Source organism: Rhodovulum strictum (genome assembly GCF_009649175.1).
Classification (GTDB): domain Bacteria; phylum Pseudomonadota; class Alphaproteobacteria; order Rhodobacterales; family Rhodobacteraceae; genus Rhodovulum; species Rhodovulum strictum.
The window spans coordinates 1-22,099 of sequence record NZ_WJPO01000039.1 but is presented as its reverse complement, the minus strand read 5'-3'; the positions used below and the strand labels follow the sequence as shown (position 1 = coordinate 22,099).

Annotated in this window: 15 protein-coding genes, 1 tRNA gene and 1 CRISPR repeat array; of the genes, 13 read left to right on the top strand and 3 right to left on the bottom strand. The window is 66.8% G+C overall.

Translation table 11 applies throughout. The annotated features are described in order from the left end of the window. The first annotated feature begins 968 nt into the window (after window positions 1–968). The 7 genes from GH815_RS17380 (at window position 969) to cas2 (ending at window position 8,644) form a co-directional block, all read left to right on the top strand. A complete protein-coding gene (locus GH815_RS17380; protein WP_153750007.1) occupies window positions 969–3,227 on the top strand; it encodes a CRISPR-associated endonuclease Cas3'' in 2,259 nt (752 codons plus the stop codon). A 75-nt stretch (window positions 3,228–3,302) separates the two neighbouring features. Beyond that, the gene (gene cas5c, locus GH815_RS17375) at window positions 3,303–3,971 is read left to right on the top strand and encodes a type I-C CRISPR-associated protein Cas5c (protein ID WP_153750006.1); all 669 of its coding nucleotides are present in this window, start codon (window positions 3,303–3,305) and stop codon (window positions 3,969–3,971) included. Beyond that, complete coding sequence (gene cas8c, locus GH815_RS17370; RefSeq protein ID WP_153750005.1) at window positions 3,968–5,788, top strand: type I-C CRISPR-associated protein Cas8c/Csd1; 1,821 nt, start codon at window positions 3,968–3,970, stop codon at window positions 5,786–5,788. The genes cas5c and cas8c overlap by 4 nt, the downstream gene beginning before the upstream one ends. Further along, window positions 5,785–6,693, top strand: coding sequence for a type I-C CRISPR-associated protein Cas7/Csd2 (gene cas7c / locus GH815_RS17365; protein ID WP_153750004.1), 909 nt, complete (start codon window positions 5,785–5,787; stop codon window positions 6,691–6,693). The genes cas8c and cas7c overlap by 4 nt, the downstream gene beginning before the upstream one ends. Beyond that, a complete protein-coding gene (gene cas4, locus GH815_RS17360; protein ID WP_153750003.1) occupies window positions 6,677–7,321 on the top strand; it encodes a CRISPR-associated protein Cas4 in 645 nt (214 codons plus the stop codon). The genes cas7c and cas4 overlap by 17 nt, the downstream gene beginning before the upstream one ends. Further along, a complete protein-coding gene (cas1c, locus tag GH815_RS17355; protein ID WP_153750002.1) occupies window positions 7,318–8,352 on the top strand; it encodes a type I-C CRISPR-associated endonuclease Cas1c in 1,035 nt (344 codons plus the stop codon). Before cas4 ends, cas1c begins: the two co-directional genes overlap by 4 nt. A 1-nt stretch (window position 8,353) precedes the next feature. Then, window positions 8,354–8,644, top strand: coding sequence for a CRISPR-associated endonuclease Cas2 (gene cas2, locus GH815_RS17350; RefSeq protein WP_153750001.1), 291 nt, complete (start codon window positions 8,354–8,356; stop codon window positions 8,642–8,644). 177 nt (window positions 8,645–8,821) lie between these two features. Then, a CRISPR array of direct repeats spans window positions 8,822–14,444; the repeat unit is 32 nt; unit sequence GTCGCCCCCCGCGCGGGGGCGTGGATAGAAAC. A gap of 101 nt (window positions 14,445–14,545) precedes the next feature. Here cas2 and GH815_RS17345 read toward each other — a convergent pair. Both GH815_RS17345 and GH815_RS17340 read right to left on the bottom strand, forming a co-directional pair. Then, a complete protein-coding gene (locus GH815_RS17345; protein WP_246176505.1) occupies window positions 14,546–14,770 on the bottom strand; it encodes a conjugal transfer protein TraD in 225 nt (74 codons plus the stop codon). Between the two features lie 16 nt (window positions 14,771–14,786). Next, window positions 14,787–15,113, bottom strand: a complete 327-nt coding sequence (locus GH815_RS17340; RefSeq protein WP_153749999.1) for a conjugal transfer protein TraD — start codon at window positions 15,111–15,113, stop codon at window positions 14,787–14,789. Window positions 15,114–15,285: 172 nt separating this feature from the next. On the opposite strand from GH815_RS17340, the gene traA reads away from it, so the two are divergent. The 6 genes from traA to GH815_RS17310 all read left to right on the top strand — a co-directional run bounded on the left by traA (window position 15,286) and on the right by GH815_RS17310 (window position 21,110). Continuing rightward, complete coding sequence (gene traA / locus GH815_RS17335) at window positions 15,286–18,141, top strand: Ti-type conjugative transfer relaxase TraA (RefSeq protein WP_153749998.1); 2,856 nt, start codon at window positions 15,286–15,288, stop codon at window positions 18,139–18,141. A 130-nt stretch (window positions 18,142–18,271) separates the two neighbouring features. Further along, window positions 18,272–18,472, top strand: coding sequence for a helix-turn-helix transcriptional regulator (locus tag GH815_RS17330; RefSeq protein ID WP_153749997.1), 201 nt, complete (start codon window positions 18,272–18,274; stop codon window positions 18,470–18,472). A gap of 5 nt (window positions 18,473–18,477) precedes the next feature. Further along, window positions 18,478–18,699, top strand: coding sequence for a hypothetical protein (locus GH815_RS17325; protein WP_153749996.1), 222 nt, complete (start codon window positions 18,478–18,480; stop codon window positions 18,697–18,699). A 93-nt stretch (window positions 18,700–18,792) separates the two neighbouring features. Further along, complete coding sequence (locus GH815_RS17320; RefSeq protein ID WP_153749995.1) at window positions 18,793–19,212, top strand: putative toxin-antitoxin system toxin component, PIN family; 420 nt, start codon at window positions 18,793–18,795, stop codon at window positions 19,210–19,212. Beyond that, the gene (locus tag GH815_RS17315) at window positions 19,209–19,469 is read left to right on the top strand and encodes a toxin-antitoxin system HicB family antitoxin (RefSeq protein ID WP_153749994.1); all 261 of its coding nucleotides are present in this window, start codon (window positions 19,209–19,211) and stop codon (window positions 19,467–19,469) included. Before GH815_RS17320 ends, GH815_RS17315 begins: the two co-directional genes overlap by 4 nt. 15 nt (window positions 19,470–19,484) lie before the next feature. Then, complete coding sequence (locus tag GH815_RS17310; RefSeq protein ID WP_153750008.1) at window positions 19,485–21,110, top strand: recombinase family protein; 1,626 nt, start codon at window positions 19,485–19,487, stop codon at window positions 21,108–21,110. Here the strand turns inward: GH815_RS17310 and GH815_RS17305 are convergent. After that, window positions 21,067–21,143: transfer RNA gene (locus tag GH815_RS17305), tRNA-Met, on the bottom strand. The genes GH815_RS17310 and GH815_RS17305 overlap by 44 nt on opposite strands. Window positions 21,144–22,099 lie beyond the last annotated feature (956 nt).

Genomic DNA, 22,099 nt, shown 5'->3' with positions numbered 1-22,099 from the left:
AAGACCTTCCTTTCCGCCATCGCCCTCGCCGCAACCGTCCTGTTCTGGCTTTGACGATCAATGAGTCTGGAGCCTAGGCTCTCGCCCCAACCCGCCTCGACCACGCCCACCCGCCGCGCCATCCCCCCGTCGCCCGTCTTTTCTCATGTGTTTCAGGATGTTGCACAATGATCGCCGGATGCGCGAGGAATGTTTGCCAGGTGATAGACAAATGCGCGGTCCCACCCCATGATTTCCCCGGTGACTTTCATCGCCGTCCAGAAGCGTCCGCAGCCGCCACCCCTGTTTTCTCCTGTGTCCGCAATGCCTTGGGTGCTCTTTCCCCTTTCCGGCGTCCGTGCAAAAGGTAAGCCCCCCCTACACACAGGAGTCCAGCGATTTCCCCCGAAGCGTCAGCCACGCCAGTCGGCGCGATATTCCTGACGCCTGCCGAAAATTTCCGTGCAGAAGCTGCGGCCAATCCGTGCAAAAGCTGGCGCAGCGCTACAATCACCACACTTTAGCGTCTGTGAGTCCGATCTTCGGCCCTGTTGGTTTGCCTGTTGTCAGCAAAGCCCACCAAATCAGACCAACACAAGCGGGATGCATGGGGACGAATGAAACCCATTCCGGGACAAAATTTTGATTTCATTCGATTTCTTTGGGGCATCGAGGGCCGAGACAGACTGAGATCTTGGCACTGGTAGCGGAGGAGCGCTGCCGCCAATACAGCGCTACAACCACTTTCGTTTGCTGAGCCGATTTCCTTGCCGCGCCTCGAAGACTCTCGTGGTTCAAGCCGTCTCTACGCAACCAATTCCTGCGGAAATGGCTCATAGTTCAGACTTCGCCAAATTACGGCTGCAAGGGTAGTCGGCGGTTTCTGGCTGCGCCATGGCGGCGACTCCGCCGTTGCGGCTGTGTTACCATGAGATTCATTGGCCATTAATGGGTCTGGACATGCAAGCAGAAGCGAAGAACGGCGCCTCATGATCTACGCACATTCGGGCGAGAAATCCGACAGAACGGATTGGGAGTCCCTCTACGATCATGCGGCCGCTGTCGGGCAATCTGCAGGCAACAACGCCGCCGCATTCGCGCAGGATATCGCGGTCGTGGCCGGGTGGCTGCACGACTTGGGCAAGATGAAGCCGCGGTTCCAGGCGCGGCTTTCGGATCCGTCGGTCGTCGAGCCCCACGCTGCGGAGGGCGCGCGTTTCGCCCTTCATCACCTGCCGGGGCCGTTCGGACCGCTGGTTGCGCAGGCGATCCTCGGCCATCATGCGGGGCTGGGTAACGGCGGGGGGCAGGGCCGATCCTTGGGCGCCCGGCTCGATGAGGCTGAAGCGCTCGACCCGCCCGCCGATTGGCCAATTCCGGACATCACCGCGCTTCCGGCATCGCTCAGATCACTGGACCATCCCGATCTCGCTCAGTTGCACTATTCCTTGAGCTTTCTGGGGCGAATGATCTTTTCCGCTCTGGTCGACGCCGACCGCAGCGAAACCGCGGCGTTCTATGCGCGGCTGAGCGGCACGGCCAGTTCGCCGAAGGAGCCCGCTGCGCTGACGACGCTGCGTGACCGGCTCGACCTCTTCATGGCAGCGCGCAACACCGACGGCCCGGTCAACGGCCTTCGTCGCGCCGTCCATTCCCATGTGCGTTCCGCCGCCGCCGAAGTGCCCGGGCTGTTCACTCTCACCGTACCCACCGGCGGCGGCAAGACCCTCGCCTCACTCAGCTTCGCCCTCGATCACGCCATTCGCCACGGCATGGAACGGGTGATCTATGTCATTCCCTACACGTCCATCGTCGAGCAGACCGCGGCTGTGTTTCGCGAGGTGTTCGACGGCTTGGCCGACGCGGTGCTGGAGCACCATTCCTCCTTCGACTGGCAAGACGTATGCGGCGACGATGAACGCGCCAGCCTCAAGGTCGCCGCCGAAAGCTGGGACCGGCCCGTGATCGTCACGACTGCGGTGCAGTTCTTCGAAAGCCTGCATGCGGCCCGCGGCTCCCCCTGCCGCAAGCTGCACCGGATCGCAAATGCGGTTGTCGTGCTCGACGAAGCCCAGACTCTGCCGCGCCACCTCCTGCGCCCCAGCCTTGCTGCGCTCAAGGAACTCGCTCGAGGCTATCGCGGCTCGGTGGTGTTTTGTACCGCGACCCAGCCGGCGCTGCGTCGGGCCGATGGCTTTCCTCACCCCGAAGGTCTCGACAGCGAGGGGCCGATGGCCGTGCGTGAGCTCGCCCCTGATCCGGCGGCGCTCTATGAGCGCCTGCGGCGGGTGCGTGTCGAGCATGCCGGATCGCTCGACAACGTGGCGCTCGCCGCGGAGCTTCGCGACAGTCCGCAGGGATTGGCGATCCTGAACAACCGGCGGCAGGCGCGGGCGGTCTTCGAGGTGATCCGCGATTTGCCGGGGGCGTTTCACCTGTCCACCAACATGACCGCGCGTCACCGCCGGCAAGTGCTCGATGCCGTGCGCCGGGGGCTGGCCAGCGACGCGCCGGTACGTCTGGTCAGCACCAGCCTCGTCGAGGCTGGGGTGGATGTCAGCTTCGCCACGGTTTTCCGCGCGCTTGCCGGTCTCGACTCCATCGCCCAGGCCGCCGGGCGCTGCAACCGCGAGGGGCGGATGGAGGGGCCTGGCCGTGTGGTGGTCTTCGAGGCGGAGCTTGGGGAGAGGGGCGAGTTCGCCCCGCCGTCCGAGCTGCGCCAGCTTGCCGAGGTGGCGCGCGGGGTGTTGGAGCGGCATTCGGACGACCCGCTCTCGCTCGACGCGGTGCGCGACTATTTCCGCCAGGCTTTCTGGAACCAGGCCCATGGCATGGATAACGGCAAGGTTGCCGGACAGCCTTTCGAAATACTTCGCGCCATCGCGCTAGCCCAACCCGAAAGGCGGCCTGTCTTTCCCTATGCCTCCATCGCCGAGGCTTACCGGATCATCCCGGGCGGCGCGTTGCCGGTGGTCGTGTGTGGCGACGACTGGGGGCTGCCCGAGGAGGAGTTGCAGCGTCTGCACCACGTTCAGAGCGCCGGCGGCGTGGCGCGGGCGCTGCAGAGCTACCAGGTGCAAGTGCCCGAGCGCGTCCGCCGCCAGATGCACGGGGAGGGCGTGCTACGCCCCTTTCGGCCCGAAGAGTTCGGCGAGCAATTCCTGCTGCTCGACCAGCCGGGGCTCTATGATACCGCGACCGGGCTCCGGTGGGACGATTTCGGGGATCTGGGGTTCTTGTCGTTCTGAACCCTGTTGATCTCAACTTTTTGAGGTGGCAGTGTTTTCCGATACTGCTTGTGGTAGCGTCAAGGGGGGGAAGCGTTGGCCTACGGCATCAAGCTTCTGGTGCGTGGCGATTACGCCTGTTTCACCCGTCCCGAGATGAAGGTGGAGCGCGTCAGCTACGATGCGATCACTCCCTCGGCGGCACGCGGCCTGATCGAAGCGATCCACTGGAAGCCGGCGATCCGCTGGCAAATCGACCGCATTCACGTGCTCGCCCCGATTCGTTTCGAGAATATCCGGCGCAACGAGATCGGCTCGAAGATCCCCGCCGGGAACGTGAAGAAGGCGATGAAGGCGGGTTCCACCGCGGGGCTCCATCTGCTGGTAGACGACGACCGCCAGCAGCGCGCGATGATGGCACTGCGCGACGTGGTGTATGGCATCGAGGCGCATCTGGAGATGACGTCGAAGGCAGGCCCCGAGGACAACGAGGCCAGGCATATCGAGATGGCGCGGCGGCGCGCAGCGAAGGGCCAGCATTTCCATCAGCCCGCGCTCGGGGTGCGCGAGTTCCCTGCCGACGTGACGCTGGTCGAGGCCTTCCCCGAAAACCGCCTGCCCGAGGCCGACCGCGACCGCGATCTCGGTTGGATGCTCTATGACATCGACTATGCGCGCGGTCGCGAGGCGCTGTTCTTCCGCGCCCGGCTGGAGGACGGGGTGATCGACGTCGCCCGCGCCCGCGCAGAGGGACTGGCGCAATGATCCTTACCGCGCTTGCCTCGCTTTATGAACGTATGGCGGAGAAGGGCGAGGCGCCGAAACGGGGCTATTCGAGCGAGAGGATCGGCGGCGAGGTGGTTATCGACCGTCAGGGCCATCTCGTCGCGATCAATCCGAAGTTTGTTGCCGACGGAAATCGGCTGGTGGCGGCAAAGATGGATGTTCCCTTCCCGCCGCCCAATCGTCGAGGAAAAAAGATCGTTCCCGGCTTCCTGTGGGATCCGGTGCCCTATGCGTTGGGTGCATCCCTTTCCGCGGAAAAAGAGTTCTCGCTCACGGCGGACCACGCCACGGAGAAACATGCGTCGTTTTGTGCATTCCACCGAGAAATGCTTGTCGGTCTCGACGACGAGGGCGCGCGGGCGTTGCTAGCTTTCCTTGACCAGTGGCAACCTGATTCCTTGGCTTCGCAGTCGTCGGTCGAAGATATCTTGACAGCGAAAGTGGTGTTTCGCTTGGAGGGTGACACCCGGTCGAACGGTCAGAACAGGTATCTGCATGAGAGACCAAAGCTCGTTTCTGCTTGGCTGGGACAGCTGAGCGAGGAAAGCGAAGGCCACGACCAGGTTTGTCTCGTTACGGGCAAAGCCGCGCCCATCGCCCGCCTTCACCCCTCAATCTCAGGGCTTGGGAAAAATGCCCAGTCGAGTGGTGCCTATCTTGTTTCGTTTAATATTGGCTCAAAGGACATTCGAGGAGCCTCTAGCAGCTACGGCAAGACCCAAGGCGACAACGCGCCGGTTTCGGAGGAGGCCGCCTTCGCCTATGGCTCCGCGCTCAATGCGCTGCTCGCGCGCTCCGGTTCTGGGCCTGGGCGGCGGGCGTTGCGCCTGGGCGACACCACCACGGTGTTCTGGGCCGAAACGCCCACGCGCACCGATGACGAGGCCGCCGAAGACCTAATGGCGGGGCTGCTCGACCCGCCGTCCGACGAAGAAACCGAGGGCGAGGCCGCCGACAAGCTGCGGATCACGCTGGAGGCGCTGGCAAAGGGCGCCGAGCCGGACGACCCGCGCTTTCACCCCGCCACGCGGGTCTACATGCTCGGCCTCGCGCCCAACGCCGCGCGGCTGTCTGTGCGGTTCTGGCAGCCCGGCACCTTGGGCGAATTCGCTCGCAACGTGCTGCGCTTCCACGACGATCTGGCGATCAACCCGCCCGCCTCGAAACACCGTCCCGCCGCCTGGGCGCTGCTCTACGAGACGGCTCTGCAGCACAAGGCCGAGAACATCCCGCCACTCCTCGGCGGCGCGCTGATGCGCTCGGTGCTGGGCGGCCTGCCCTACCCGCGACTGCTGCTGGCTGCCGTGATCGGTCGCATCCGTGCCGATGGCATCGTTAACGGCCCGCGCGCGGCGATCTGCAAAGCCTATCTCACCCGCAATCTCAAGGAGGACATCCCTGTGAGCCTCGATCCCGACAATCCCGATCCGGCCTACCGGCTGGGGCGGCTCTTCGCGGTGCTGGAGAGCATCCAACAGGCCGCTCTGCCCGGGCTCAACGCCACCATCCGCGATCGCTACTTCGCCGCCGCCTCGGCGACGCCGGCGCGGGTGTTTCCACTGCTGGTGAAAACCGCGACCCATCACCTCGCCAATCTGCGCAAGGGCGACAAGGGCGGGCTCGCGCACTGGTTCGACGAGCAGATGGGGGAGATCATGTCGGGCCTTGCGTCCGACCTGGCCGGCAGCCTAACGCTCGAAGATCAGGGCCGCTTCGTCGTCGGCTACTACCATCAGAAATACACAAAAAAGGCCACAAGCGAGGCCGAGCAGCCAATTGTGGAGGAGGCCGAATGACTCTCGCCAACCGATACGATTTCGCGTTGTTCTTCACCGTGAAGGACGGAAATCCCAACGGCGACCCCGACGCCGGCAACCTACCGCGGATGGACCCGGAGACCAATAACGGTCTGGTCACCGACGTGGCGCTGAAGCGCAAGGTGCGCAACTACGTTGCTGCACTCGACGAGCCAGGCAAACAAATCTTCATTCGAGAGAAAGAGCCGCTCAACAAGAAGATTGCCGCAGCATGCGTCGCCAAAGAACTCCCCACCTTCGAAAAGGGTGAGGGGAAGTGGGATAAGGAGAAAGCCAAAGGACGCTCCCAAGACGACATTCGCGTCCTTCAGGCTTGGTTGTGCGCCAACTACTATGACATTCGCGCATTCGGTGCCGTCTTGTCCACCGGCCCGAACGCCGGACAAGTGAGGGGCCCAGTGCAACTGGGCTTTGCGCGCTCAGTCGAACCTATCATGCCGCTGGAAATTGCAATTACCCGCATGGCGGACGTCGATAAGGAAGAAGGGGAAATGGGCCGCAAGCACATCGTGCCCTTCGGCCTCTATCAGGTGCATGGCTTCATCAACGCCAAGCTCGCCGAGAAGACCGGCTTTTCCGAGGACGACCTGACGCTGTTCTGGACGGCGCTCAGGGACATGTTCGACTTCGATCGCTCGGCGGCGCGCGGCGAGATGGCGGCGCAAAGGCTGGTGGTCTTTCGCCACGAGAGCCCCCTCGGCAATGCCCAGGCGCACCGGCTGTTCGAGCGTATAAAGGTCGAGCGGCTCCATCAGGGCGAGGCCGTCCCGGCAGGCGACGCGCGCAGCCACAACTGGCCGCCTGCCCGGGCATTTTCCGACTACCGCATCACCTTCGACGGTGCCGACTTGCCGCAGGGCGTGAGCCTTGTCGACCCGTGGTGAGGACAGCCTGCCGATTTCGGCGTTGCAGCACTGGCTGTTCTGCCCGCGCCAATGCGCGCTGATCCATGTCGAGCGGCTCTGGGCCGAGAACCGGCTGACCGCAGAGGGCCGCGTACTCCATGCCCGCGCCGATGGCGGGGCGGGCGACCGCCGAAAAGGGGTGCTGACCCTGCGCGCCGTGCAGATCGGGGCGGATCGGCTGGGGCTGCACGGGGTCGCGGATGTGGTCGAAATTCAAGAAGACCGGATTGTGCCGGTCGAATACAAGCGCGGCCGCCCCAAGCCCCACCGCGCCGACGAGGTTCAACTCTGCGCCCAGGCGCTGTGCCTTGAGGAGATGACCGGGCGCGCCGTGCCGGAGGGAGCGCTCTACTACGGCGAGGCCCGGCGACGCACGCCTGTGGCCTTCGATGAGGGCCTGCGCTCTTTGACATCGTCCATCGCCGATGAGGCCCGGGCAGCACTCGCCTCGGGGACCCTGCCCCCGCCGGTCTATGACAAGCGCCGCTGCCGGGCCTGCTCGCTCGTCGAACTGTGCCGCCCCGAGCGGATGCAGGCCGCGCCCCGCATTCGCGCCTGGCTGGAGCGTGCTATCGCTTCGCAGGAAGCGCCGGAGGGCGGCGAATGAAAAAGCTGCTCAACACGCTTTATGTCACCTCTGAAGGCGCCTGGCTGCGCAAGGACGGGCAGAACGTGGTGGTCGAGATCGGCGGGGTCGAGCGCGGGCGGGCGCCGGCGCATCTGTTGGGTCAGATCGTCTGCTTCGCGCAGGTCTCGGCGAGTCCGCAACTGATGGCCTTCTGCGCCGAGGGCGGCATCTCCATCGCTTTTCTGTCAATGTCGGGGCGGTTTCTGGCGCGCGTTGAGGGGCCCCAATCGGGTAACGTGCTCTTGCGCCGCGCCCAGCACCGACGAAGCGACGACCCCGCCCGGGCACTCGGGATTGCGCAGGCGATGGTCGCGGCCAAGGCGGCCAACCAGCGCGGCGTGATCCGCAGGGCGCTGCGCGACTACGGGGCGAAGATGGCTCCGGGCCCTCGGGAGGTGCTCGACCTCGCCGAACGGCGGCTTTCAGATGCCGCGCGGCGGGCGCTGTCGGTCCCCGATCTCGACACGTTGCGCGGGCAGGAGGGTGAGGCCGCAAACGCCTATTTCGGCGCTTTCACCCACTTGCTGCGCAACTCCGACTTCTCCTTTTCCGGCCGCTCGCGCCGACCACCGCTCGACCCTGTCAACGCGGTGCTGTCCTTCCTTTATGCCATCCTCGCGCAGGATTGCCGCGCCGCCTGCGAGGTTCACGGGCTTGACCCGCAGATGGGCTTTCTGCATCGCGACCGGCCCGGACGGATGAGCCTCGCGCTCGATCTGATGGAGGAGTTCCGCGCCGCCATGGCCGATAGAGTCTGCCTGAGCCTCATCAACCGCCGTCAACTGCGCGCGCGGGACTTCCACTTTCAGGAGACCGGTGCGGTGCTGCTAACGGACGAGGGACGGGCGACGGTGCTCAAGGCTTGGCAGGAGCGCAAGCGTGAAGACCTGCGCCATCCGTTCTTCGACGAGACAGCACCGTTCGGGCTCTTCCCGCAAATGCAGGCCCAGCTTCTGGCAAGACATCTGCGTGGCGAACTCGACGGCTATCCAGCCTGGATCTGGAGGTGACATGCTGGTTCTGGTGACCTATGACGTGCGCACGGATACTCCGGCCGGCCGCAAGCGCCTGCGTAAGGTGGCGTCGGCTTGCGAAGACTATGGCCAGCGAGTGCAGTATTCGGTTTTCGAGTGCGATCTCACCCCGGCCCTGTGGACGTCCTTGCGCGCCCGGCTCGTTGGCCTCATCGACCCTGAGCACGACAGCCTACGCTTCTACATGCTCGGCGCCAACTGGCGCTCGCGGGTGGAGCATGTGGGCGCCAAGCCGGCGATCGACTACGACGGGCCGCTCATTTTCTGATACGCGAACCATGAGCGGCCACGCCGTCACGGGAGTGTTCGCGCGTCGATTTTTCCTGACGATTCAATATGCTTATTTCGCGAAGGTTGATTTTTGGCCGCATTTTGGGCCGCGCGCAAGGAGGTTCGCGCAGAGCGTCGGATTTCCTGTTCGCCCGGAATGCGCTAGACAGACGCCGTCGCCCCCCGCGCGGGGGCGTGGATAGAAACATGGCTGCATATAGCAGCGAGGCCGCAGAATGAGCGTCGCCCCCCGCGCGGGGGCGTGGATAGAAACACCTGCTGGGCGGAATGCCGAAGGCCGCGGCCGTGTCGCCCCCCGCGCGGGGGCGTGGATAGAAACTGCCGAACTTGGGCTTCTCGATCGCGAGCGATCAGGTCGCCCCCCGCGCGGGGGCGTGGATAGAAACACCTACGGGGCGTCGCCCACGCGCTACGCCCTGGTCGCCCCCCGCGCGGGGGCGTGGATAGAAACGATGTGGACGACTGGCTGTCCCGCATCGAGGACGACGTCGCCCCCCGCGCGGGGGCGTGGATAGAAACCACCGGACAGTGATGCTCCAGCTCCGCGGGCCGCGTCGCCCCCCCGCGCGGGGGCGTGGATAGAAACAGAGGCGATATTGAAGGCCATTTTTGCGTCCTCGGTCGCCCCCCGCGCGGGGGCGTGGATAGAAACGAGATCAGGGCGTCGGTCTGGCCGTCGGAAGTAGTCGCCCCCCGCGCGGGGGCGTGGATAGAAACGCGCCGCGACGGCGCCCTGCTCGATCAACAGGACGTCGCCCCCCGCGCGGGGGCGTGGATAGAAACCCGGCCGAGCACGACTATGTCGCGGGCGGGTCGAGTCGCCCCCCGCGCGGGGGCGTGGATAGAAACTACATGAACGGCCGAAAGCTGGACTGGAACAATCCGTCGCCCCCCGCGCGGGGGCGTGGATAGAAACCCCTCATGATGCGCCAGCAACAGCGCGCCCTTTTGTCGCCCCCCGCGCGGGGGCGTGGATAGAAACGGCCTGATACCCACACAGGAGGCCATGATGGCTGGTCGCCCCCCGCGCGGGGGCGTGGATAGAAACACAGCCGAGCTGACGCCGAGGGATCGGCTGGTGGTCGCCCCCCGCGCGGGGGCGTGGATAGAAACCGTGCTGACCAAGCTGCGGCAGGAGGCGGCCGGGTCGCCCCCCGCGCGGGGGCGTGGATAGAAACGCGCCGTCTACCATCGAGGTCACGACGACCGAGGGGTCGCCCCCCGCGCGGGGGCGTGGATAGAAACCCGCGATGGGCGAGCTTGCGACAGCCATGACCGAGTCGCCCCCCGCGCGGGGGCGTGGATAGAAACCGCCTCGGCATTGTTGAACTCGAACGGCTCGGACGTCGCCCCCCGCGCGGGGGCGTGGATAGAAACCTGACGGAAGCACGGCGGGCCGAACTGCGCGCGCGTCGCCCCCCGCGCGGGGGCGTGGATAGAAACTGACAGCCGACGACCTGATTGCCGCCGCCACAATCGTCGCCCCCCGCGCGGGGGCGTGGATAGAAACCTGTCTGAAAGGGTGCGGTAGAAGAAAGGGGCGACGTCGCCCCCCGCGCGGGGGCGTGGATAGAAACGACGACGAGGCGGGTGGCGTGGCCCACAACTGGGCGGTCGCCCCCCGCGCGGGGGCGTGGATAGAAACAGCCGCAAGACGCTGGAAGACATGGCCCAGATGGGTCGCCCCCCGCGCGGGGGCGTGGATAGAAACTGGCGTCCTCGTGATGTCTGACGGCTGGGAGCGCGTCGCCCCCCGCGCGGGGGCGTGGATAGAAACGCGGACAAGGGTCCGCAGATGGCCGAGCGGATGCAGTCGCCCCCCGCGCGGGGGCGTGGATAGAAACGAGCCGTCCTCGGATGGCACCTATACCCTGGTCGAGGTCGCCCCCCGCGCGGGGGCGTGGATAGAAACCGCCATCAATGCGAATTTTGCTTATGTGGATGCTCGTCGCCCCCCGCGCGGGGGCGTGGATAGAAACTCGCGTGGCAGCTTAGGAAGATCAGCACGCCTAACGTCGCCCCCCGCGCGGGGGCGTGGATAGAAACCATGATCCGGCGAAGATGCCGGAATTCAGGGAAGGTCGCCCCCCGCGCGGGGGCGTGGATAGAAACACTGCCCATACAGGCATTCTCGGTGCTGACCAGTTGTCGCCCCCCGCGCGGGGGCGTGGATAGAAACTCGATCATGCGGCGCCGATGGGCCAGCCAGCCCGGTCGCCCCCCGCGCGGGGGCGTGGATAGAAACCAACAGGATAGCGGCAGTCGGCGCGATGCCCGTCGTCGCCCCCCGCGCGGGGGCGTGGATAGAAACTCCCCGGCCAGGAGCATGCGGATCACCCGGGCGGGTCGCCCCCCGCGCGGGGGCGTGGATAGAAACTACGGACCCGCGGGCTTCGGCAAGTCGATGGCCGGTCGCCCCCCGCGCGGGGGCGTGGATAGAAACATCGGCCAGTTGGCATTCCTGACGGTCGACAACGAGTCGCCCCCCGCGCGGGGGCGTGGATAGAAACACATCGCCTCGTATGCTCTGGGGGGGTCTGACGCGGTCGCCCCCCGCGCGGGGGCGTGGATAGAAACGTCTCGACTGGATCATCGTCGGCGGCGAGAGCGGCAGTCGCCCCCCGCGCGGGGGCGTGGATAGAAACTGCTGGGCGTCCCCACCGCGCCACCGCCCACCGCGTCGCCCCCCGCGCGGGGGCGTGGATAGAAACTTCCGCGTGCGTTTGACGATTGTCTCGCTCTCGAAGGTCGCCCCCCGCGCGGGGGCGTGGATAGAAACAGAGCTGAGTACGGCCAATTCCAAAGGAAAAATGTCGCCCCCCGCGCGGGGGCGTGGATAGAAACCAGGCCAAGGCGGGGCTGCGCGTGGATGGTGTCGTGTCGCCCCCCGCGCGGGGGCGTGGATAGAAACCTGCGCGACCGCCTGACCCAGCCGGACGGCTACGAAGTCGCCCCCCGCGCGGGGGCGTGGATAGAAACGATCCCGACCAGATCGACGCGATCAAGGCGTTTGGTCGCCCCCCGCGCGGGGGCGTGGATAGAAACAGCCCCTGCGCCGGCCTGCCGATCGAGGCCCGCCGCGTCGCCCCCCGCGCGGGGGCGTGGATAGAAACGGCACGTTCCTGATCGCCAAGGGCGGTGCCGGTGGGTCGCCCCCCGCGCGGGGGCGTGGATAGAAACGACCAACTCGGGTGCGTGCGGATGCAGGTAACAAGTCGCCCCCCGCGCGGGGGCGTGGATAGAAACAATCTGAAAATCAAGACGAGGTTTATCAATGCCCCGTCGCCCCCCGCGCGGGGGCGTGGATAGAAACGTCGGCGCGAATATCCTGTGGGACGAGGCCACCGGGTCGCCCCCCGCGCGGGGGCGTGGATAGAAACCCCAGTATGCTGCGCATGTTCGTCGGCGCGAATAGTCGCCCCCCGCGCGGGGGCGTGGATAGAAACCGCAGCGTCCTGCAAACCGCGCCGGAACCGATCTGGTCGCCCCCCGCGCGGGGGCGTGGATAGAAACCGGGTCGACCGCAGATGTGGTCCTGACCATGGGCGCGTCGCCCCCCGCGCGGGGGCGTGGATAGAAACACGATGGCCGCCGCCGCAGTCCCCGTGTCTGGGGCAGGTCGCCCCCCGCGCGGGGGCGTGGATAGAAACACCGAACAGAAGACCCATGAGGATCGCGAGTTCCAGTCGCCCCCCGCGCGGGGGCGTGGATAGAAACGGTGCCGCCGCCGAAAATGCCATCGGCCGGCAGCCGTCGCCCCCCGCGCGGGGGCGTGGATAGAAACGTGTCGTGCGGCGTGATCTCGGCCAGCCGCTCGGCGTCGCCCCCCGCGCGGGGGCGTGGATAGAAACAACAATGTGCTGTCTGAACGTCTGTCCGCGACCTAGTCGCCCCCCGCGCGGGGGCGTGGATAGAAACAAGCAATCGCTGCCCCGGATCATCAACCAGCCGGGCGTCGCCCCCCGCGCGGGGGCGTGGATAGAAACTGCCCTACCCGGCTACGGGCGGCGATTACACGACGTCGCCCCCCGCGCGGGGGCGTGGATAGAAACTTGGCGTGGAGCGCCATCACTGCACATCGTCCTGTCGCCCCCCGCGCGGGGGCGTGGATAGAAACTCCAGCTCGGCATTAGCGCGGGCCAGAGTCGCGGGGTCGCCCCCCGCGCGGGGGCGTGGATAGAAACCGTTTGTCGTGATCGGAGCCACCCCCACCGCTGGGTCGCCCCCCGCGCGGGGGCGTGGATAGAAACAGGCGCACCGCGCCGGTGGCGCTGGGGTTGGCCGGTCGCCCCCCGCGCGGGGGCGTGGATAGAAACAACAATGTGCTGTCTGAACGTCTGTCCGCGACGGTCGCCCCCCGCGCGGGGGCGTGGATAGAAACTACACGTCGCCGCCTGAGTTTGAATGGCTTGGCAGTCGCCCCCCGCGCGGGGGCGTGGATAGAAACAGCGCGCGGTGGCCTCTGCCGGGCTGACGGATGTCGTCGCCCCCCGCGCGGGGGCGTGGATAGAAACATCTGGCGCAGCGCCAGACGGCCGGCGGCCACGGGTCGCCCCCCGCGCGGGGGCGTGGATAGAAACTGGGACTGGCTGGATGACGACCTGGCCGATGACGGGTCGCCCCCCGCGCGGGGGCGTGGATAGAAACTCCATCACCCCGACGCAGTTCCGGACGGTGAGCCGTCGCCCCCCGCGCGGGGGCGTGGATAGAAACCGGGCGCATCTGGCCGATGTTCTGCCCGCCCCCGGTCGCCCCCCGCGCGGGGGCGTGGATAGAAACAAGTTAAAGGCAGAACGATTGCCGTTGCCGCCAAGTCGCCCCCCGCGCGGGGGCGTGGATAGAAACCGCATTGTTAATGGGGCAAACATTAATCCGACAGACGTCGCCCCCCGCGCGGGGGCGTGGATAGAAACGCGTCAGCCGCAGCCGCGCGGACGGGATCGGGGGGTCGCCCCCCGCGCGGGGGCGTGGATAGAAACAGCGCCGTTACGGCGCAGGTAATCGCGCGGTCGTGTCGCCCCCCGCGCGGGGGCGTGGATAGAAACCGGCTCGACCGCAGATGTGGTCCTGACCATGGACGGTCGCCCCCCGCGCGGGGGCGTGGATAGAAACCGGCCGCCCGAGGCCGAGGCGCGGGCCGCGTGGGTCGCCCCCCGCGCGGGGGCGTGGATAGAAACACGTCCCCCAGCAGCGCCATGGCCGGGGGCAGATCGTCGCCCCCCGCGCGGGGGCGTGGATAGAAACGCCCGCCAGCGCCAGCAGGCGCAGGGTGTAGTGGTCGCCCCCCGCGCGGGGGCGTGGATAGAAACCACTGGCTGTAGGAGACGGCATCTTCCGTGGCGTCGTCGCCCCCCGCGCGGGGGCGTGGATAGAAACGCGAAGGGCGATGCGGCGGCACTTGGGACTATCGGTCGCCCCCCGCGCGGGGGCGTGGATAGAAACGCCTGCGCAAGGAATGGGTGGAGTTCGACCCGCGCGTCGCCCCCCGCGCGGGGGCGTGGATAGAAACACGCGAATCGACGTGATCCGCTAACCGAAGGGAGTGTCGCCCCCCGCGCGGGGGCGTGGATAGAAACGGCGCTATGCCCAGCGCCCGCGCGAAGGCGGCCCGGTCGCCCCCCGCGCGGGGGCGTGGATAGAAACATGCAACGCGGCGAATGTGGGACGGGCTGCACACCGTCGCCCCCCGCGCGGGGGCGTGGATAGAAACCATCGCGAAGTCGGACTGCCAGGACTTTCGAAAGCGTCGCCCCCCGCGCGGGGGCGTGGATAGAACTCGATCATCACCGCGGCTGCTCTGATGGATGCCTGGGGGCGCTTCGCCACCGGCAAGAACGGCCAGGTCGTGAAGCTTGTCCGGTGATGCGGGCGCGCTTTCTCACTTCCCGGCCTTCTCCTTCGCTTCGATCTCGAACGCTGCGCGCCCCCAGTCGCGCCAGACCTTGCGCGCGTGCTCGCCCTGGTCGCCCTCGAGCCGGTCGGCGATCCACAGGAGCGCGCCGAAGATCAGGGTGCGGTCGTCGCCGGTGATCTCGACGATGCCGGCCTTTTTCACCAGCCCGCCGAGTTCGATCAGCTGCCGCGTGCGCTTGCGCCGGTCCATCTGCCAGTCCTGCCGGTCATGCCGCGCCCGGGCCGCTTGAAGGCGGTTGCGTGCGGCCCGGTTTCGTTTCAGCGCCGCCGTAGTCGCCGCCATCCGTCGCAGCAGGTCTCCGCGACCCGCCCCGAAACATCGCCGCCCCGCGCTTCGCCCAGGCCTCCCGTTTCGCCGCGTCCGTCGTGTCGGCCAGCACGCTCAGCGCGCCCGCCAGTTCCTCGGGCGCCAGCGCGTCGGCGCCGGTTGCGATGACCAGTTCGCCCAGCTGCTGCACCTTGCGCGTTCTCAGCTCCCGCGCCCTGGCCTCGAGCGCCTTCAGCTCCGCGTCGAAATCCCGTGGTTTGCGCATGTCGTTCTCCTCAAGTCGTTGATGCGATGAGGATAGCCGCACTCCACGCGAAAGGCTCCGGGGTCGCCGGGACAGCGCGGGACGGCCCGGTCCCGCCCGAGATTTTTTCGAGGGAGGGCGCGCTTATACGTCGTTCCGACGTCGCGGTGCCCGTGGCAGAGATCGCCCCATCATGGCGATCTACCACCTCCACATGAAGGTCATCGGGCGGTCCTCCGGCGCAAGCACGGTCGCGGCCGCCGCCTACCGGTCCGCCTCGCGGCTCCGCGACGACCGGATCGAGCGGGCCCACGACTTCACCGCCAAGCGCGGGGTGGTGCATTCCGAGGTGCTCTTGCCCGAGGGCGCGCCCGAGGATCTGTCCGACCGCGAAACGCTCTGGAACGCGGTCGAGGCCTGCGAGCTTCGCCGCGATGCGCAGCTCGCGCGCGAGTTGGAGTTCGCCCTGCCGCGCGAGATGAGCGAAGCGCAGGCGGTCGCGCTGGCGCGCCACTTCGTGCAGGCCGAGTTCGTCGACCGCGGCATGATCGCCGATCTGAACGTGCACTGGGACCGGACCGACGATGGCCTGCCGAAGCCGCATGCCCATGTGATGCTGACGATGCGCTCGGTGGATGAGTGCGGCTTCGGCCCGAAGGTCCGCGACTGGAACCGCACCGACCTGCTCGACCGCTGGCGCGAACGCTGGGCGGGCGTCGCGAATGCGCGGCTGGCCGAACTCGACATCGACGCGCGGATCGATCATCGGAGCCTTGACGCGCAGGGAATCGCGCTGGAGCCGCAGGACAAGATCGGCGCACCCGCGCAGCGGATCCTGCGTGCTGGCGACGAAGCCGACCGTGCCGAGATGCACCGGTCCATCGCGCGCGAGAACGGCACCCGGATCATTGCCGACCCACACCTCGCGCTCGACGCGATCACCCGGCAGCAGGCGACCTTCACCCATCGCGACATGGCCGCCTTCGCCCATCGCCACAGCGACGGGCCGGGCCAGTTCGACGCGGTGCTGGGGGCCATGCGCCGCGCGCCTGACCTGGTGGTGCTCGGGCAGGACGCGCGGGGCGAGCAGCGCTTCACGACCCGCGACATGCTCGAGGCCGAACAGCGGCTGCATCGCGCGGGCTTGGCGATGGCGGAACGGGCGCGTCATGGCGTCGAAACCCGCGACCGCGACACCGCGCTGGCCCACGCTGAGGCGCGCGGTCTGATCCTTTCGGCCGAGCAGGCGGAGGCGCTGGCGCATGTCACCGACGGGCGCGACCTCGGGATCGTCATCGGTCCTGCCGGGACGGGGAAGAGCGCGATGCTGGGCGTGGCCCGCGAGGCCTGGGAGGCGGCGGGCTACCGGGTTCGCGGCGCGGCGCTGTCTGGGATCGCGGCCGACAACCTCGAGGGCGGCTCGGGGATCGGGTCCCGCACCCTTGCGAGCCTTGAACAGGGCTGGGCGCAGGGGCGCGACGCGCTCTCGCCACGCGACATTCTGGTGATCGACGAGGCCGGCATGGTCGGCACGCGGCAGCTCGAGCGCGTGCTCTCGCAGGCGGCCGAGGCCGGGGCGAAGGTGGTCCTCGTCGGCGATCCGCAACAGCTGCAATCGATCGAGGCGGGCGCGGCGTTCCGCTCGCTGCACGACCGCCACGGCGGGGCCCGGATCGGCGAGGTCCGCCGCCAACGGGAGGACTGGCAGCGGGAGGCCACGCGCGATCTGGCGACGGGCCGGACCGAGGTGGCGCTCACCGCCTATGACGCCCATGGCAATGTCCACGCCGCCCCCAGCCGCGAGGCCGCGCGCGAGGCCCTGATCGAGGGCTGGGACCGGGACCGGCAGGCCGACCCCGACGCCAGCCGGATCATCCTGACCCACACGAATGACGAGGTGCGCGCGCTGAACCTGGCCGCGCGGGCGCGGATGCGGGAGGCGGGTGATCTGGGCGGGGAGGTCCGGCTGACCGTCGAGCGCGGCGAGCGCAGCTTCGCCCCCGGCGACCGCGTCATGTTCCTGCAGAACGACCGCGGCCTCGGCGTGAAGAACGGCACGCTGGGAACCGTCGCACAGCTCGACCGCCAGGCGATGACCGTGCGCACCGATGACGGCCGCGCGATCCGCTTCGACCTGAAGGACTACGACCGGATCGACCACGGCTACGCGGCGACGATCCACAAGGCGCAGGGCATGACGGTCGACCGCGCCCATGTGCTGGCGACGCCCGGGCTCGACGCCCATGCCAGCTACGTGGCCCTCACCCGGCACCGCGACGGGGTGGAGCTGCACTATGGCCGCGACGACTTCGCGAGCCCTGAGCGGCTGGCCCGCATCCTCGGGCGAGAGCGGGCCAAGGACATGGCGCTCGACCATGCCGGGGCGGATCCGGCCGAGGACTTCGCCGCGCACCGGGGCATCGACTTCGGCCATCACGCGGCGGAGCCCCCCGACCCGCGCCCGCTGCCGGACGACCTGGCCGAGGCGCGCGAGGCCGCGCTGCGGCCGGCCCGCACCCGCGCGCTGATCCGCCATGCCGGGGCCGTCCACGCGGTCTTCGAGGCGCAGGCCCAGGGCGGCCGGGCCAGCCCCGCGCAGGTCCGCCATCTGAACCACACCCGCGACGCCTTCGAGGCCCTGCGCCCCGATGCCTGGCGCGATGCGGAAGCCGCCTATGTGACGGACCCGGACCTCGCCCGCGAGGCCGCCGCGGGCCGGCCCCGCCGCGCGATCCGCGCCCTGGAGTTGGAGACCGACCTCCGCACCGACCCCCACGCCCGCGCCGACCGCTTCGTCGACCGCTGGCAGCAGCTCGAGCGCCGGAGCGGCGAGCAATACCTGGCAGGCGACTACACGGGCTACCACGCATCCCGCAAGGCCATGACCGACATGGCCCGCAGCCTCGGGCGCGATCCGCAGCTCGAATCCCTCCTCGCCAATCGCAAGGCCGAGCTCGGCATCCGGATGGAGACCGAGCGGCGACTCGGCGAAGCGCTCGCCTTCACCCACGGCCTCGAGCTCGGCCGCGGCCGCGGCCTGGGGATCTGACACCCGTCCGATCTGCCGTCCTTGGCACGCGCTGGCCCTACGCCGCCCCGATCGATGTTGCGCACCGATCCAGGCCGCGCCTGTCTGGACCACAACGCCCCAAACCGCATCAGCAGGAGCCAGCAGACCCATGCCCGCCCCCGACCGCATCCTCCGCCTGCGCACCGTCCTCGCCCGAACCGGCCTGTCCCGCTCCACCCTCTACCGCAAGATCGCCGACGGCACCTTCCCGGCCCAACTCCGCATCTCCATCCACGGTGCGGGCTGGCGCGAATCCGAGATCGACCGCTGGGTCGCCGACCCGGTCGGATGGCGGAAAGAGGGAGAGTGAGGGTGATGGCCGATGACAAGCGGCAACCCGACCGAGAGAGGCCGGCAAACGACATTCATGTGCCGGATCGCACGATCACAGGAGACCATGCCGGTGCGTCCGAACGGGTGGACAAGGTGGTGCTGACCATCGCCCGGCTAATCGGCAGGCGGGTCGCGCGCGAGGACCACGAGCAAGCCATGCGCGCGGCCAATGACAATACTCGCGCCGACACGGATGACGGATGACCCCACAGCACGTGCCGATCGGATATGCTTCGCATGACCGAATGTGATGCGCTAAAGATTGACATCTCATAAGATGTCAATATATTACTTGCCATGAGGCTGGTTCTGGACACCAACGTGATCGTGGCGGCGTTCCGCAGCCGCAACGGGGCAAGCAATCTGCTGTTGCGGTTGGTTGACCGGGGAGTGGTCACGCCGCTCTGTTCCACGGCGCTTTTTCTGGAATATGAGGCGGTTCTGAGCCGGGAGGAAACCCGGAAGGCGACCGGCCACAGCCTCGAGGATATCGCGGCGGTCATGAGCTCGCTTGCCGCCGTGTCCGCGGGCGTCGATATTTCTTTTCGGACGCGGCCCATGCTGGCCGATGCCGCGGATGAGATGGTGCTTGAGGCTGCCCTCAACGGAGAAGCCGAGGCCATCGTGACGCATAACGTCAGGGATTTCCGCCCGGCCCTCAAGCTCGGCGTGACCGTCGCAACACCGGGAGAGATCGTCAGGAGACTGAACACATGACACAGACCCAACGCTACAAATACCCGTTGCAACTGCCGCAGTCGCTCAAGGAGACGGCGGCGCGTATGGCACAAGAGGACGGCGTGTCGCTCAATCAGTGGATCGTTTCGGCGGTCGCGCAGAAGATCGGAGCCGTAGAGACGGCTGACGATTTCCTGAAAGCGCGTGCCGGCACGGCAAAGCACGGCGATCTGACGAGACTTCTGGATCGTGCGCCGAATGTGCCGCCGGCGCCGGAGGATGCCATCAACGACTGACCGAAAGGAACTGCCATGGCCCGCGCTGCGCTTTACGCCCGCTATTCCTCGGACAATCAGCGGGAGGCCTCGATAGAGGATCAAATGCGACTGTGCCAAGAGCATGCGGAGCGTGAAGGCTGGCAGATTGTGGAAAACTATACTGACGCCGCAATCTCTGGCGCCAGCATAGTCCTTCGACCGGGGATAAAGAAACTTCTCGCGGATGCTCAGGAGGCGCGCTTCGACGTGGTGTTGGCCGAAGCCCTCGACAGGCTGTCCCGTGACCAAGAGGACATCGCGGCACTGTTCAAACGGCTTCGCTTCGCTGGCGTTCGCATCGTTACCCTGTCGGAGGGAACGGTGGACGAATTGCATGTCGGCCTGAAGGGCACCATGAACGCTCTTTTCCTGCGTGACCTGGCTGCCAAGATCAGGCGCGGGCAGTCCGGCCGCGTCATCAACGGATACTCCGCCGGAGGCCTGTCTTACGGATATCGTGTGGTCAAGAAGCTCGACGAGCGAGGAGAACCGATCCGAGGTCTCCGTGAAGTCGATGAGGAGCAGGCCAACGTCGTGCTCCGCATTTACCAGGAATTTGCGTCGGGACGTTCCGCCCGAATCATCGCCGCTGGCCTGAACCGCGACGGCATTCCCTCACCGTTCAGCCGGGAATGGGGAGCTTCCACGATAAACGGCAATCTCAAGCGTCGAAGCGGCATCCTCTACAACGAGGCCTATATCGGGCTCCTCGTCTTCAATCGCGTTCAGATGATCAAGGACCCGGAGACCGGCAAGCGAATCGCCCGTCCGAACCCATCCGAACAGTGGCAGGTGGTGGAAGCGCCTCACCTGCGCATCGTCAGCGATGAGCTATGGAACGCCGTCCAGGCACGCAAGAAACTCTACGGTGGAACCCGACTGCACAAGCGCAGAAGGCCGAAGCATATGTTCTCCGGTCTGGTACGGTGTGGATGTTGCGGCGCGACCTACACCATCAAGTCCCAGGATCAGCTCGCCTGTACGGCGCATCGGGAACGCGGAACCTGCACGAACAATCGAACCGTCCGTGTGCCCGATCTTGAACGCCGCGTGCTTGAAGGCATCAAGCAACGGCTGCTTGCACCCGATGCAGTTGCGGAGTTTCTTGCAGAGTATCATGCCGAGAGGAAGCGCCTGAACGCCAAGATACGACGGGACCGGCACCAGATCGACAAACGGCTTGGCATTCTCGATAGGCAAATCTCAAATATCATCGACTCCATAGCCGACGGTGCTGCAACGGCAGGCATGAAGACACGGCTGATCGAGATGGAGGCGGAAAAAGCGCGCCTTGCCACCGATCTGGCTGCAATCTCGGATGCCGACAACGTCGTGGAGCTGCATCCGGCTTCGATTGACGTCTACCGCCGCAGAATCGCCGACTTGCAGGAGGCGCTGCACTCTAGCGAGGATGATCGCCAGGACGCGGTCAATGCCATCCGCTCGCTTGTCACAAGCATCGAAGTGATGCCGCGCGACGAGCGTGGAAAATTTGATCTAACCGTCAACGGCGCGCTGGCAGAGCTTCTCAACCTGCCTCGCCGCAAGCCCGGTGAACTACCGAACACTGCAATGATGGTAGCGGAGGAGGGACTCGAACCCCCGACACAAGGATTATGATTCCTCTGCTCTAACCAACTGAGCTACTCCGCCAGGAGCGAGGCGCTAGGTATGCGAGGCGCGGAGAGGCGTCAAGGGGGAAACTTGGGCGGGTGCAGGTGCGACACACGCCCCAGCGAGAGAGGCGACCGGGCGCGGGAAAGTCGATCCGCCGCCCGACAACGCTTCAATCCACACCCCCGCGATGGGGACGACGACAGACGGCATCTGGTCCATTACGCAAGAGTCCGGGTGTGGCCATGCCGCTTCTTCGGCTGGGATACACCCTACGCAACCCTCTGTTGCACGGGTTTTTACTGGTATCTCGCAGCCGAGAATCGAACGCGACGCTGCCAAAACAGCGCCAGCTGGCGCTGTTTTTCATCAGGGCTCCTTGGTCGGGACCGGCCACGAAAGACCTGTGACCTGCCCCCCGGTCGTCCATCGTTCGTAACGAGAGTCCTTGGGTTTGATAGTGGTCGGTTTCTGGTTGGGCAAGCGTGCCGGGCACGTGTAGCAGGGCGGCTGCTTTTGCACGGACGCCGGAAAGGGAAAGAAACACCCAAGGCACTGTGGATAAATGAAAAAACCGCCCAGCGACGACGGCGCATGTTTGCAAGCAAGCATGCAAAACGGGGGAGGAATCGCGCATCGGTCGCGCGGGAGCATGCATTCGGACGACGCTCGCGCGGTTGCGCCACTGGCGACATGGCGAAATGGCGAAATGGCGAAATGGCGATCGACGCTGCGGTTCAGGCGCGCGGTGCCAAGCGTGCATTCCGCGGTGTCGCGCCAATGCGCCGTGACTTGCCGCCTGCGCAACCGGCCCTTCAGATGGCCGAAGCGGCACAAGGAGAACCTCCCCCATTCCAGCCGCGACGCTGGTGTAGGGGGGTCTTACCTTTTGCACGGACGTCGAAAAGGGAAAAGAGCACCCAAGGCATTGGGGACAAAGGAAAACACCGCCCAGAGGTGACGGCGCGCGTCTGCAAGTGAGCATGCAAAACGGG